General features: G+C 52.0%; 12 protein-coding genes and 1 CRISPR repeat array. Of the genes, 7 read left to right on the top strand and 5 right to left on the bottom strand.

Features of this window, described 5'->3' with window-relative positions; translation table 11 throughout:
• Positions 1 to 128 precede the first annotated feature (128 nt).
• Positions 129 to 623 carry a leucine-responsive transcriptional regulator Lrp gene (lrp, locus tag HV107_RS18070; protein ID WP_002439523.1) on the bottom strand — a complete coding sequence of 165 codons (495 nt, stop codon included), beginning with the start codon at positions 621 to 623 and terminating at the stop codon, positions 129 to 131.
• A 544-nt stretch (positions 624 to 1,167) separates the two neighbouring features.
• Here lrp and trxB point away from each other — a divergent pair.
• The 7 genes from trxB (at position 1,168) to HV107_RS18035 (ending at position 9,030) form a co-directional block, all read left to right on the top strand.
• Positions 1,168 to 2,136: a thioredoxin-disulfide reductase gene (trxB, locus tag HV107_RS18065; protein WP_182063540.1), complete on the top strand. Its 969-nt coding sequence runs from the start codon at positions 1,168 to 1,170 to the stop codon at positions 2,134 to 2,136.
• Between the two features lie 114 nt (positions 2,137 to 2,250).
• Complete coding sequence (gene cydD, locus HV107_RS18060) at positions 2,251 to 4,017, top strand: heme ABC transporter permease/ATP-binding protein CydD (protein WP_182060221.1); 1,767 nt, start codon at positions 2,251 to 2,253, stop codon at positions 4,015 to 4,017.
• The gene (cydC, locus tag HV107_RS18055) at positions 4,017 to 5,738 is read left to right on the top strand and encodes a heme ABC transporter ATP-binding protein/permease CydC (RefSeq protein ID WP_182060220.1); all 1,722 of its coding nucleotides are present in this window, start codon (positions 4,017 to 4,019) and stop codon (positions 5,736 to 5,738) included. The genes cydD and cydC overlap by 1 nt, the downstream gene beginning before the upstream one ends.
• Before the next feature lie 46 nt (positions 5,739 to 5,784).
• On the top strand, positions 5,785 to 6,489 hold the full coding sequence (gene aat, locus HV107_RS18050; protein ID WP_182060219.1) for a leucyl/phenylalanyl-tRNA--protein transferase: 705 nt from the start codon (positions 5,785 to 5,787) through the stop codon (positions 6,487 to 6,489).
• 284 nt (positions 6,490 to 6,773) lie between these two features.
• Positions 6,774 to 6,992 (top strand): translation initiation factor IF-1, encoded by a 219-nt coding sequence (gene infA / locus HV107_RS18045; RefSeq protein WP_002211347.1) that lies wholly within the window; start codon positions 6,774 to 6,776, stop codon positions 6,990 to 6,992.
• Between the two features lie 137 nt (positions 6,993 to 7,129).
• A CRISPR array of direct repeats spans positions 7,130 to 7,878; the repeat unit is 28 nt; unit sequence TTTCTAAGCTGCCTGTACGGCAGTGAAC.
• A gap of 238 nt (positions 7,879 to 8,116) precedes the next feature.
• Positions 8,117 to 8,560, top strand: coding sequence for an antitoxin Xre/MbcA/ParS toxin-binding domain-containing protein (locus HV107_RS18040; RefSeq protein ID WP_182060218.1), 444 nt, complete (start codon positions 8,117 to 8,119; stop codon positions 8,558 to 8,560).
• The gene (locus HV107_RS18035) at positions 8,557 to 9,030 is read left to right on the top strand and encodes an RES family NAD+ phosphorylase (protein WP_182060217.1); all 474 of its coding nucleotides are present in this window, start codon (positions 8,557 to 8,559) and stop codon (positions 9,028 to 9,030) included. The genes HV107_RS18040 and HV107_RS18035 overlap by 4 nt, the downstream gene beginning before the upstream one ends.
• A gap of 20 nt (positions 9,031 to 9,050) precedes the next feature.
• Here the strand turns inward: HV107_RS18035 and cas6f are convergent, their stop codons facing one another.
• The 4 genes from cas6f to csy1 are packed head-to-tail and all read right to left on the bottom strand — an operon-like array spanning position 9,051 to position 12,869.
• A complete protein-coding gene (cas6f, locus tag HV107_RS18030; RefSeq protein WP_182060216.1) occupies positions 9,051 to 9,605 on the bottom strand; it encodes a type I-F CRISPR-associated endoribonuclease Cas6/Csy4 in 555 nt (184 codons plus the stop codon).
• Between the two features lie 9 nt (positions 9,606 to 9,614).
• Entirely contained in the window at positions 9,615 to 10,613 is a 999-nt protein-coding gene (csy3, locus tag HV107_RS18025) for a type I-F CRISPR-associated protein Csy3 (RefSeq protein WP_182060215.1), read from the bottom strand.
• A 13-nt stretch (positions 10,614 to 10,626) separates the two neighbouring features.
• Entirely contained in the window at positions 10,627 to 11,562 is a 936-nt protein-coding gene (gene csy2 / locus HV107_RS18020; RefSeq protein WP_182060214.1) for a type I-F CRISPR-associated protein Csy2, read from the bottom strand.
• The gene (gene csy1 / locus HV107_RS18015) at positions 11,559 to 12,869 is read right to left on the bottom strand and encodes a type I-F CRISPR-associated protein Csy1 (protein ID WP_182060213.1); all 1,311 of its coding nucleotides are present in this window, start codon (positions 12,867 to 12,869) and stop codon (positions 11,559 to 11,561) included. The genes csy2 and csy1 overlap by 4 nt, the downstream gene beginning before the upstream one ends.
• Positions 12,870 to 13,039 lie beyond the last annotated feature (170 nt).

Here is a 13,039-nt window from a genome sequence, read left to right as displayed (position 1 = left end):
TCTCCAGGTATCAGGCATGTCCTGCCTGTTTGCTAAAACGGACAACAGCGCCGGGTATCCCCGGCACTGTTGCTGTATGGATTAACAGGAGTGTAATCAAACTACGCTGATTTTGCACCTGTTCCGTGTTAGCGCGTCTTAATAACCAGACGATTGCTCTGTTTGACCTCTTCCATCACCACATAGGTACGTGTGTCGTTCACGCCTGGCAGACGCAGCAGGGTTTCACCCAGCAGCTTACGGTAGGCGGACATGTCTGGCACACGGGTTTTCAACAGGTAGTCGAAATCACCGGAAACCAAGTGACACTCTTGAATTTCTTCAAGTTTTTGTACAGCGGAGTTAAATTGCTCAAACACATCCGGCGCACCACGATTCAGAGTAATCTCAACAAATACCAGAAGTGAGGCATCCAGATAATGCGGGTTCAGCAGAGCCGTATAGCCCTGAATAAAACCCTGTCTTTCCAGTCGGCGCACACGCTCAAGGCACGGCGTCGGGGAAAGTCCCACACGTTTTGAAAGCTCGACGTTGGAAATACGCCCATCCTTTTGCAATTCATTAAGAATGTTACGATCGATACGGTCGAGGTCTTTGCCAGGGCGCTTCTTGCTATCTACCATTATTATTGTCTCTCTGTATTCCTTCCCTACTCCTGCCTGGACCCTGTGCACATCACTGTTCAGAGCCTGTACCCGTTATTCATCACACCGCCTGATTATGTAATATACGCGATGCGGATTCGGGTTCTACGGTAAGAAGACCGGTGCCTGAAATGGCCGCCACCGACATCACGTATGGCGTCTGTCCACACCATGCGTAGATTTCACTGACCCGGTAAAAATGGCATTTACGTGCATGTCTATGCGACACACTGTTAACGCGGTTTTTTTCTTCCTTCAATGTTTTCGCAAAAGCGCAGGGGATTGTCAAAGCAAAACATCGATTTTTAGTACAACATGCCGGATATTCATAACGACTGACCATTAATCCTCATTTTATTGCCTTATAAACAACCGGTTTTTAGTAGAAAGCGTTATGTTATAGCGCTCAATCCATCGCCAGTGTCTATTGCACATATCGATATCAAAATTGCTGCGCTCTTTTTTTACGGCAACAAATTCCCTACAATCCTGACAAATGTCTGCCAACAACAATGGGGATCTCATGGGCACGGCCAAACACAGTAAGCTGCTAATTCTTGGTTCTGGACCTGCGGGATATACCGCGGCGGTCTATGCTGCGCGCGCTAACCTGCAACCGGTGTTGATTACCGGTATGGAAAAAGGCGGTCAGTTGACCACCACGACTGAAGTAGAAAACTGGCCAGGCGACCCGAACGACCTGACCGGGCCGCTGCTGATGGAGCGTATGCACGAACATGCGACCAAATTCGAAACCGAAATTCTGTTCGATCACATCAACAAGGTTGACCTGCAAAACCGTCCGTTCCGCCTGACAGGCGACAACGGTGAGTACACCTGCGATGCGCTGATTATCGCGACCGGTGCATCGGCGCGTTACCTCGGACTGCCATCTGAAGAAGCCTTCAAAGGCCGTGGCGTTTCTGCCTGCGCAACCTGTGACGGTTTCTTCTACCGTAACCAGAAAGTCGCGGTTATCGGTGGCGGTAACACCGCAGTAGAAGAAGCGCTGTATCTGGCGAACATCGCCTCTGAAGTGCATTTGATCCATCGCCGCGACACCTTCCGCGCAGAGAAGATCCTGATTAAACGTCTGATGGATAAAGTGGCGAGCGGCAATATCGTGCTGCACACCAATCGTACTCTGGAAGAAGTGACAGGCGATCAGATGGGCGTTGCTGGCCTGCGCATCCGCGATACGCAGAACACCGACCACGTGGAATCACTGGAAGTGGCGGGTCTGTTTGTGGCTATCGGCCATAGCCCGAATACCGCTATCTTTGACGGTCAGCTGGAGCTGGAAAACGGCTACATCAAAGTGCAGTCCGGTATTCACGGTAACGCGACCCAGACCAGCATCCCAGGCGTCTTCGCTGCGGGTGACGTGATGGACCATATTTACCGTCAGGCGATCACCTCTGCTGGCACCGGCTGTATGGCCGCGCTGGACGCTGAACGCTACCTTGATGGGCTGGCTGAAACAGGTAAATAATCTTTACAAGTCAGTAACAAACGTAAATAAAGGCGGCGATAAGTCGCCTTTATTGTCTCTCCGTTGTAACATTGCCGTGCCCAATTTCTAATAACGTCACCTGCAAAGTACGCAATGGAAAAAACCCGTCAACAAGAGTTAACTCGCTGGCTTAAAAAGCAAAGCGTTATTTCCCGCCGCTGGCTGAATATTTCCCGTCTGCTGGGACTTATCAGCGGTCTGTTGATTGTTGCCCAGGCATGGCTGCTGGCCCGCATTCTCAATCATATGATCATGGAGAACATCCCGCGCGAAGCGCTTCTGATGCCCTTTATCGTATTAGTCCTGATCTTTGTTCTGCGCGCCTGGGTGGTCTGGCTGCGTGAACGTGTCGGGTTCCACGCCGGACAGCATATACGCTTCGAAATTCGCCGCCAGGTGCTCGACAGGCTCCAGCAAGCGGGTCCCGCCTGGATACAGGGCAAGCCCGCCGGAAGCTGGGCGACGCTTATCCTTGAGCAGATTGACGATATGCACGACTATTACGCACGCTATATTCCACAGATGGCGCTGGCCGTATGCGTGCCGCTGTTGATTGTGGCCACCATTTTCCCGTCTAACTGGGTAGCCGCCCTTATTCTGCTCTGTACCGCTCCGCTTATTCCGCTGTTTATGGCGATGGTGGGGATGGGCGCGGCAGATGCTAACCGCCGCAACTTCCTGGCGCTTGGCCGTTTAAGCGGCCATTTCCTGGACCGCCTGCGCGGAATGGAGACATTGCGTATTTTTGGCCGCGGTGAAGCCGAAACCGAAAATATCCGTGTGGCGTCGCAGGATTTCCGTCAGCGGACAATGGAAGTATTGCGTCTGGCGTTTCTGTCGTCTGGCGTACTCGAATTCTTCACCTCCCTGTCGATTGCGGTGGTGGCGGTGTACTTTGGTTTCTCCTATCTTGGCGAACTCGATTTTGGCCATTACGGCACTGGCGTTACCCTCTCTGCTGGTTTTCTTGCCCTGATCCTGGCGCCTGAATTTTTCCAGCCGCTTCGCGATCTTGGCACTTTCTATCATGCCAAAGCGCAGGCCGTGGGTGCCGCTGATAGCCTGAAAACCTTCCTTGAAACGCCGCTTGCTCACCCGGAGCGCGGTGAAATCACGCTGAACAGCAAAGAGCCAGTTACCGTTGAAGCGGTCGATTTCTCGGTTCTCTCGCCGGAAGGCAAAGTGCTGGCCGGACCGCTGAACTTTACGCTTTCTGCGGGTCAACGCGTTGTTTTGGTTGGAACCAGCGGTTCAGGTAAAAGCTCACTGCTGAATGCGTTATCAGGTTTTATGGCCTATACCGGCTCGCTGCGTATTAATCATGCCGAACTGCGCGAGCTTGACCCTGATGCATGGCGTAAACAACTCAGTTGGGTGGGGCAGAATCCGCAATTACCTGCCGCCACGCTGCGTGAGAACGTGCTACTTGCACGCCCTGATGCGCGTGAAGATGAGCTGCAATCGGTTCTTGACCGTGCCTGGGTCAGTGAGTTTCTGCCTTTGCTTGCGCAAGGTGTTGATACTGTGGTGGGCGACCAGGCAGCTGGCTTATCCGTTGGTCAGGCCCAGCGTGTTGCCCTTGCCCGCGCCCTGCTTAATCCATGTCAGTTAATGCTGCTGGATGAACCCGCAGCCAGCCTTGATGCGCACAGCGAACAACGGGTGATGCAGGCCCTGAACGCAGCCTCATTGCAACAAACCACACTCATGGTCACACACCAGCTGGAAGGTATCACCGACTGGGATCAGATTTGGGTCATGGAGAATGGTCATATTGTCGAGCAAGGCGATTACGCCTCTCTCGTTGCTGCGCAGGGGCCATTTGCCACCCTGCTGGCTAACCGTCAGGAGGATATCTGATGCGCGCCCTGCTCCCCTATCTTGCCCTGTATAAACGCCACAAATGGATGCTGACGCTCGGGATTGTTCTGGCGATTGTGACATTGCTTGCCAGTATCGGGCTGCTCACGCTTTCCGGCTGGTTCCTGTCGGCCTCTGCTGTTGTGGGTGTTGCCGGGCTGTACAGCTTTAACTATATGCTGCCGGCTGCGGGTGTTCGCGGTGCGGCGATTACCCGCACTGCCGGACGTTATTTTGAGCGTCTGGTCAGCCACGATGCGACATTCCGTGTGCTTCAGCATCTGCGTGTTTACACCTTCAGCAAATTATTGCCCCTCTCCCCTGCCGGGCTGGCGCGTTTTCGCCAGGGTGAATTGCTCAACCGCGTGGTCGCGGATGTCGATACCCTGGATCACCTTTATCTGCGCGTGATTTCCCCGCTGGTGGGGGCATTTGTGGTGATTGTGGTGGTCACTCTTGGGCTTTGTACGCTCGATGCCCCTATCGCCCTGACGCTGGGCGGCATTATGCTGCTGACGCTGTTCCTGCTGCCGCCGCTGTTTTACCGCGCAGGAAAGCCAACCGGAGAAAACCTGACGCGTCTGCGCGGCGAGTACCGCCAGCAGCTGACATCATGGTTACAGGGACAAGCTGAACTCACCATCTTTGGTGCCAGCCAGCGCTATCGCGCCCGGATGGAAAGCACAGAGCTAAACTGGCATGAAGCCCAACGCAGGCAATCTGAACTGACGGCCTTTTCGCAAGCGCTGATGATGCTCATTGGTGGTTTTGCCGTCGTGGCAATGCTGTGGATGGCATCTGGCGGTGTGGGTGGCAATACGCAGCCTGGCGCGCTCATTGCACTGTTTGTCTTCTGTGCGCTGGCTGCATTTGAGGCACTGGCCCCTGTCACTGGCGCTTTCCAGCATCTCGGGCAGGTTATCGCTTCCGCGGTACGTATCACGCAAATTACCGAACAAGAGCCAGAAGTGCAGTTCCAGACACAACAAACCGCAGTCCCGGCACAGGTTGCGCTTCAACTCCAGGACATCACCTTTGCCTATGATGGACAAGCGCAGAACGCCCTGGAAGGCGTTAATTTGTCGGTTTCTGCCGGTTCACGTATCGCCCTGCTCGGGCGGACAGGCTGTGGTAAATCGACACTGTTACAGCTGTTAACCCGCGCATGGGATCCGCAGCACGGGAACGTTCTGTTTAACGACGTACCACTACGCGTATTAAGCGAGCACGCCCTGCGTAAGACTGTCAGTGTTGTACCACAGCGCGTGCACCTGTTCAGTGCCACGCTACGTGAGAACTTGCGTCTGGCAGCCCCCGAAGCCAGTGACGACGTGCTGAGTGCAATGCTTGAACGCGTTGGGCTGCACAAGCTGCTCGAAGATGACGGCCTGAATAGCTGGTTGGGTGAAGGTGGTCGCCAGCTCTCCGGTGGCGAGTTACGCCGACTGGCGATTGCACGTGCGTTGCTGCACGATGCGCCGCTGATGCTGCTGGATGAACCAACTGAAGGGCTGGACGCCACGACCGAGAGTCAAATCCTTGATTTACTGGCCAATGCAATGGTCGGTAAAACGGTGATTATGGTGACACACCGCCTGCGCGGACTGGCGAGTTTTGATCAGATAATTGTGATGGACAACGGGCACATTATTGAGCAAGGTAGTCACGCAGAACTGTTAGCGAAACAGGGTCGCTACTACCAGTTTAAACAGCGTCTGTAGACTATATTTGAACCGATCCTAACTCGCGTATTGGAGTTCTGCTGTCATGCGCCTGGTCCAGCTTTCTCGTCATAATATCGCGTTCCCTTCCCCGGAGGGCGCATTACGTGAGCCCAACGGGTTGCTGGCATTAGGCGGCGATCTCAGCCCTGCTCGACTCTTGATGGCATACCAGCGCGGGATCTTCCCCTGGTTTTCCCCAGGCGATCCTATTTTGTGGTGGTCGCCCGACCCGCGTGCCGTGCTCTGGCCTGCCCATTTTCACCTCAGCCGCAGCATGAAGCGGTTTCACGCTAAATCACCTTATCGCGTGACTCTCAACCATGCTTTTGGCCAGGTCATTGAAGGATGCGCTAGCGATCGTCACGAAGGGACATGGATCACCCAGGATATCATCACCGCTTACCACCGTTTGCATGAGCTTGGTTATGCGCATTCCATCGAAGTCTGGGATAAAAGCGAGCTGGTTGGCGGTATGTACGGTGTGGCGCAAGGAACATTGTTCTGTGGCGAGTCGATGTTCTCCCGGGCGGTAAACGCCTCGAAAACAGCGCTGCTGGTTTTCTGCCAGGAGTTTGCAAATCGCGGCGGACAGCTGCTGGATTGCCAGGTGCTTAATGAGCATACCGCCTCACTTGGTGCCGTTGAAATCGCCCGCCGCGACTACATTGAGCATCTGGATATTTACCGGCAGGAGAAGCTCCCGCGCGACTTCTGGGTACCAAGAACGCTCTTTCTGCCCAATGCCTAAATGTTTTCCGCACATTTTTTACGAGGGTGTTATAATTACGCCGCAGAGTAGCTTCTGCCTGTTGCCCCGCCGCCGTTTGGGACCCTCGCTTCAGATAACGTCCTGACGTTTATCCTGTTGTCTCCCCTTTACGAATGCGTTTCTCGTTCGGTTGTACCGTGACGCTTGGGCAATGCGCCGAAACTGTTTTGCTGCGTTTTAAACGCGCAATTCTTTACTTAATTGATGAATTTCGGCATTATCTTGCCGGTTCAAAACTTGGTAGTGATACCCCAGAGGATTAGATGGCCAAAGAAGACAATATTGAAATGCAGGGTACCGTACTTGATACGTTACCTAATACCATGTTTCGCGTAGAGCTGGAAAACGGTCACGTGGTAACTGCGCACATCTCCGGTAAAATGCGCAAAAACTACATCCGCATTTTAACGGGCGACAAAGTGACTGTTGAACTGACCCCGTACGACCTGAGCAAAGGCCGCATTGTCTTCCGTAGTCGCTAATTAGTTTCGCCTGTAATGGCAGATGAATATTAAATTAAGGCCGGGATATTCCCGGCCTTATTTTTTTGTCGTTTGTTCTCCCGGTGGGGCTGCGCTTACCAGGGATATAAAAAAGCTGTAGATTATTTAATCAGATGTTTTGGGACTGCCTGTACGGCAGTGAACAGGGTAATTCCCAATGGAGCTATTCTCGCAATTTTCTAAGCTGCCTGTACGGCAGTGAACACATCCAGCGTTCTATGTTTAACCGTAGCTCTTTTCTAAGCTGCCTGTACGGCAGTGAACAGAATGCCTATCCGTCACAGCTGAGCGGCGGGTTTCTAAGCTGCCTGTACGGCAGTGAACGGCAAAGAAGCGTAACCAGTACTTTCATCATATTTTCTAAGCTGCCTGTACGGCAGTGAACTGCCAGGTCTGGAGGAATTTCGAATAGTTCATTTTCTAAGCTGCCTGTACGGCAGTGAACATCAGGTCGTTATCGTTCCCAAGCGTGGATTTTTTCTAAGCTGCCTGTACGGCAGTGAACATAGGCTTAACCCACGTTTCCGCAATACATTTTTTCTAAGCTGCCTGTACGGCAGTGAACTCATCTTGTACAGCGATAACGCGATCAACTGGTTTCTAAGCTGCCTGTACGGCAGTGAACGACCGTTGAGGGCCACCCGGTTGGCTTGTTGTTTTCTAAGCTGCCTGTACGGCAGTGAACGTTGTGTTCGTGCTGATTTGACATATCAGCAATTTCTAAGCTGCCTGTACGGCAGTGAACGATTTCTTCACCCTTCCCTCTGCCGTTCGTAATTTCTAAGCTGCCTGTACGGCAGTGAACGGCATCCTGCGGCGTGGTTGCTTTCGGGTGTATTTCTAAGCTGCCTGTACGGCAGTGAACTGGAATACTAACGCCACACCATCCTGATTTTCATACAAAAAAAGCTAAAAAACCTTCTCTTACCCTCTTTTTCCCCCTGTCGAATATCCATTTTAAAATCAACTAATTACTAATCACTCCAAAATTAGGGTCAACTACTGGCGTTCTCTTACACTGCCCGCCCAAAAAACACGCATTCCATCTCACCCGACAAATGACTATACTGAAACATGACAAATGACATTAAACAGGAGGGAATATGAGAACCTGGATCCCCGCGCAGAAACCGGCTGATGACGCCCTTTGGCGGTTTGCAGGTTTACCTGCTAACCGGGGCATGCGGCTGGTCGAATACCTCAATCAGGGATTACCCGTCAGCGTGCTCGACAACATCCATGAATGGACTGAGATGTCAAAGGCAGACATTTTACGTGTAACCGGGATTAATGAGCGCAATGTCGCACGGCGTAAAAGTGCTGGCCGGACGCTAACACCTGACGAAAGCGAACGCGTAGCGCGTTTCGTTCGCGTGCTGGACGCTGCCGTCGATTATTTTGGCACTAAAGATGAGGCATGGAACTGGCTGCAATCACCGGTGCGCGGGCTTGGCAATGTCGCCCCCGTCGATCTGATTGCAACCGAAACCGGTGCGCTGGAAGTTACCGATTTACTTGGTCGTCTGGAACATGGAGTGTTTGCATGATTTTTTACCGGCTGGTGACGGGACGTTATGCCAGTGAAGCGTGGAGTGGAATTGGCGCAAACCAGTATGGCGGACGCTGGAATCATAAAGGGCATCCGGCAGTCTATGTGTCTACCTCCATCTCACTGGCATCTCTGGAAATCCTGGTGCACGTTAAAGAAGGCACAGTGCTCAATCAGTATCAGCTTTTCAGTATTGAAATCCCGGATGAACAGATTGATTATCTCGATAAGGCCTGGCTACCCGAAGACTGGCAGGAAAATCCGGCACCTGTATCAACAATGGATCTGGGCACCGGTTGGTTACAGGCTAACGGAGCCCTCGCACTTATCCTGCCATCCTGCATTATCCCTTATGAAAACAATGCCATACTTAATCCGTTACATCCTGCATTCCGCGAAACACTGAACACAGTTCAGCCACTGCCTTTCATTTTCGATAACCGTCTGGCAGAAAAAACCGCACCCTGAAAGCGGATGCGGCTAAAGTCTCAGAACCAGGGAACCGTTGCGGTAGAACTTAGCCCATAAGTTGAGAACGTCCCTGCAACAGGCGTAGAGCATAAATCACCATGCTGGATAAAGAGCCTGAACGACTGACCAGTAGAGAGGCTACGCAACTGAAGCCAGGGCAAATCTGTCTTCACGTCTTGCATCGTCAGTATGCGTTGCTGAGCCTCCTGTTCAGTCATCCATCCTTTATTCACTGAACGTCGCATAAGCCTCTGCGCGTTGCTTTTAACCTGAACACGACTCACACATCGCCATTGGTTGACGTCAGGAACAGGTTTGATTTCCGATGACAAACTGTAGTCACCCAATCCTTTTCGCCATGCCAGTAACTCGAGTTCACGTAACGCCTGGCTATGCCCGTGCAGACGTAAAACTGCACCAGGCTTAATGTCGTGTGCAGGGAAGCTAATGCCAATATCGCCCAGCCCTCTTTGTCCCAGCGCACGATGCAGCTTCGCCACCAGCGCAGCCATTAGCATCTCCTCGCTGAACTCTGGATCTGGCAGCACGCGGATCTGAAAGTAGTGATCCATATCGACTCCTTACTCGCCCTTCTCACCGAAGACACCGCCACGAATCAGTACAGCCATCACATAATGCTGCTGTTCAACATCTGGCTTTTGACCTTTCGTTACCCAGTTATCAAGCAACGTGTAGAAGTCCATTTTCTCCTTTGGCTGCCGGCACGCCACGCCGCGGCTGGTAACGGAACCATAGGGTTCTACCGCAATGGCCCCCAATTCATCAGCATTAGGATGCCAGGTGTCTATGGTGCGCAGCGCGTTGCCGATTTTCTGTGAGTGCATACCGGCAACCCCCTCCACCTGATACAACAGGCGGCTTTTGCTGCTATTACTGTCCAACACCAGCTCCTGAGACGGGAAGATCTCCTGACCCTCGCCGAGAAGGACCTGCGCTTCTACATTCAATAAAACAAATCCTTCGCCGCTAAGCCCTTTTTCGATTTCCTGAGTCAGTGCATTGAGATTGTTATCGCTGGAGGAAAAATCGCGCAATGCATAATCGTAAGCGTCAAACACCCACGACTGACTGCCTGTAACCTTCACAACAATTTTTTCGGCGCCAACACGGTTACGCCATAAAAAACGGCCATTCGCCAGGTTGGTGGCATAACGGCGTGCCAGTTCGGTAAAACCCTGTTCACTGATATAACCGTCGATGACCTGCTGAAGCTCATCCTGATAGGCCCGGTCATTACACACTGAAGGGATCGACAGATTTCCCAGAATGCGCAGGGTAAATTTAACCTTTAAGGTATCTGCATCTGTTGGTAATGCAGCCACATCCACCCGCTGGAGATTGGCTTTCTGGATCTCAGCATCCAGTTTCGCCGGATCGTTGGTGAGTGCATTTTTTAAACGATTCGAAATCGTGCCGCGAACGGCCTTTTCCTGAATGCGAATGGGCTGCCACTGGTCACCGTCCCAGTTTCCGGAATACATCACCGCATCCGAGGTCGCAAGCTTACGTTCAAATGCCAGTACAGACGCCGTTTTAACGGCTGTTGGAGCCTTTGCCATAGAGAAGTCCTTTTTAAATTAGATGTTCAGATGTCACCGGTGCGCCCGCACCCTGACAGTAATAGCCCGTTTCCGTCGTGCGATAACGCCAGAAAATCTCGTCAAGAGACTGAATTCGATGCAGCCCACACCATTCGCCCACGCCATACACCGCTTCGGTAAACGCGAAAGGTGTTTCTGCGTCACGCGCATTCGCTACCACGCCCGGGGCAAATAGCTCGGAAATACGCTGGTAACCCGTCATTAGCGGCACCAGATAACCGGGGTTGGGTTTGGGAACGTACTGCCACCGGACAGCGTCACCTTCTTGAATGTCGCCCTGTTCGAGCGGCTCAGCCCGTGTTTTCAAAGCCGAAAAATCGAACCAGGCGTCAAGCAGTGTGGCATTTGGATCATTTTCCAGAAGGGTTTGATGATGTGTATTCAACCAGCCGCTGCGATCGCGCAGCGCAAAGCCCGGCATCAGTTGCCACTGTAATCGCGCCATCTCTCGACTACTGGCAGGCATTGCCATAACAGAGATATTCTGGATATCGACGATTATTCCGCCCGCCAGCCGAAGCGTTGGGCACACCCGGGTAAGATACTCAGCCAGGTCACGCTGCCCATATTCACCATTTGGGATTTCACCATGACATTCGAGCAGTAACGACACCGTCATATGCATACGCCCCTCTTCATTGAAGGAGGCGGTTTTTGCCTCACGCGTCAGGGGATTACGGGTTAGCGCGAACTGATAATCACGCCCGGAAGAATGCGCATGAATTTGCTGCTCATGGCTTATGACCGCACATCCGTCAATATGCAGCCCCTGGGTTTCAGTTAACCTGCGCGAGAGCGCATGGGAAAAACCCAAAAAATGGGTGATAGCAGGAAAACCATACGTCAGGCCAGCTATCGCATTAGCGTTTTCGACCCGAATACGGCGAAGCAGAATCAATGAACTCATATAAGCGCCTCCTGGATGATTTTTTCCATCTCGCGCAGGTTGGAGCGTAAGCGTTCGCGGGTTTCCCACTCACGTTGCTCTACTTTCCCAAAGTCCTTTAATTCCTTATTCAAACGAACGTTCAGCCAGAGGGCAAAATCTGTTGCGACGCTTGCCTGCCAGTCTTCTTTTTCACGTTCAAGACGGAAAGCTTCGTCTGTTTTTGCGCGCCAGGGATCGAGCCAGAGCATTTGATGACTGGCTAATTGAGGGCATTTAATTGTCCAGTGCTGCCACTCGCTTCGTTGAAGTTCTGACGCCACGACAAACAGCAGGTCGATCAGCGCATCAATATACTCATCACGCGCTTCGCGAATACGAAAATTGGTGTAATCCCCGGCGCTTTTTAACAAGGAAACAAGCAGCCTGACGGTGCCTTTCGCACGCCGATCAAACTGGCCGCCCAATGTGAAAATAGACTGTAAATTTGTCGGCGGTTTCTCTGCTCTTTTCCACTGTGGCGGCTGGCAAGACAGCAGCCACATACGCCCACCGCGCACGCTGTTGAGGTAAGAAATATTCTGCGGTTTAGTGCCACCAAAATGCATTTCTGCTGAATCCGGGAATGACGTTAGCGTGCCTGGATGCCAGGTCTTCTCACGTCGGGCTTTCCAGATAGCTTTAACTTCATCACCAAATCGAAGGGCAATCATTTTCTGATGCACCGCGTGAACGAGCGAAGTGGCAAATAGCGGGCTTAACAAATGGTACTCGTCACCTACCGGGAAATAGCCCTGTTTAGCAAGCTTGTGCGAGACAGGCACTCCGGGCGAAAAGGCTTGCGAAAATCCTTCAACCCACTCATTCAACTGATCAGCATCATTGGTAAAAACGGCCAGAGCACGGCGATCGCCGCGTTTCAGGCTCGCCAGTAGAGAATCGCCACCATCAATCCGCATTTGCAGCATTTTTGCCACATCCAGCGCCGCAGCATTTCCAACGGCATCCGGTTCCAGACCTGACAACGCTGCGCTGCTGAGATAACCTCCTTCCGCCGCTGCCTCGCTGTAAATACTGCTGCTTTTTGAATCCCCGTGGGTAAATTTCGCCGCATGGGTCACGAGGTTAATTTGACAGGCTCGCTTCGCCGCATCCGTCAGCCACGCTTTCGGTTCATAGCGACGCTCCAGCTCCCGTCGTTCAGCCGCAAGCGTCGCACTATCTTCATCGCTACGTTTTGCGGCCCCTTTGTCAAATGCTTCCAGCTTTGCTTGCCGTCGCCCGGCTATATAGGCTGAAATAAATGAGAACAGTGCTCCTTCACTCATATATCACCTTAATTTTCCATATCAATAAATCATATAAATATAAAAAACAAATTTATAATCAATATGAATACTTTGAGTACAAAAAGACAAAAACAATAAATGAGAAAAATAAAAACCTATTAATTATCATCGTAATAAATAATCCCATTATCAAACCAATGATAAATTAA

The organism is Enterobacter sp. RHBSTW-00175, assembly GCF_013927005.1.
Classification (GTDB): domain Bacteria; phylum Pseudomonadota; class Gammaproteobacteria; order Enterobacterales; family Enterobacteriaceae; genus Enterobacter.
This window is presented reverse-complemented; position numbering and strand designations above follow the sequence as displayed.

Coding starts and splice junctions, on each gene's coding strand:
- lrp (WP_002439523.1), bottom strand. CDS start 623: ATGGTAGATAGCAAGAAGCGCCCTGGCAAAGACCTCGACCGTATCGAT.
- trxB (WP_182063540.1), top strand. CDS start 1,168: ATGGGCACGGCCAAACACAGTAAGCTGCTAATTCTTGGTTCTGGACCT.
- cydD (WP_182060221.1), top strand. CDS start 2,251: ATGGAAAAAACCCGTCAACAAGAGTTAACTCGCTGGCTTAAAAAGCAA.
- cydC (WP_182060220.1), top strand. CDS start 4,017: ATGCGCGCCCTGCTCCCCTATCTTGCCCTGTATAAACGCCACAAATGG.
- aat (WP_182060219.1), top strand. CDS start 5,785: ATGCGCCTGGTCCAGCTTTCTCGTCATAATATCGCGTTCCCTTCCCCG.
- infA (WP_002211347.1), top strand. CDS start 6,774: ATGGCCAAAGAAGACAATATTGAAATGCAGGGTACCGTACTTGATACG.
- HV107_RS18040 (WP_182060218.1), top strand. CDS start 8,117: ATGAGAACCTGGATCCCCGCGCAGAAACCGGCTGATGACGCCCTTTGG.
- HV107_RS18035 (WP_182060217.1), top strand. CDS start 8,557: ATGATTTTTTACCGGCTGGTGACGGGACGTTATGCCAGTGAAGCGTGG.
- cas6f (WP_182060216.1), bottom strand. CDS start 9,605: ATGGATCACTACTTTCAGATCCGCGTGCTGCCAGATCCAGAGTTCAGC.
- csy3 (WP_182060215.1), bottom strand. CDS start 10,613: ATGGCAAAGGCTCCAACAGCCGTTAAAACGGCGTCTGTACTGGCATTT.
- csy2 (WP_182060214.1), bottom strand. CDS start 11,562: ATGAGTTCATTGATTCTGCTTCGCCGTATTCGGGTCGAAAACGCTAAT.
- csy1 (WP_182060213.1), bottom strand. CDS start 12,869: ATGAGTGAAGGAGCACTGTTCTCATTTATTTCAGCCTATATAGCCGGG.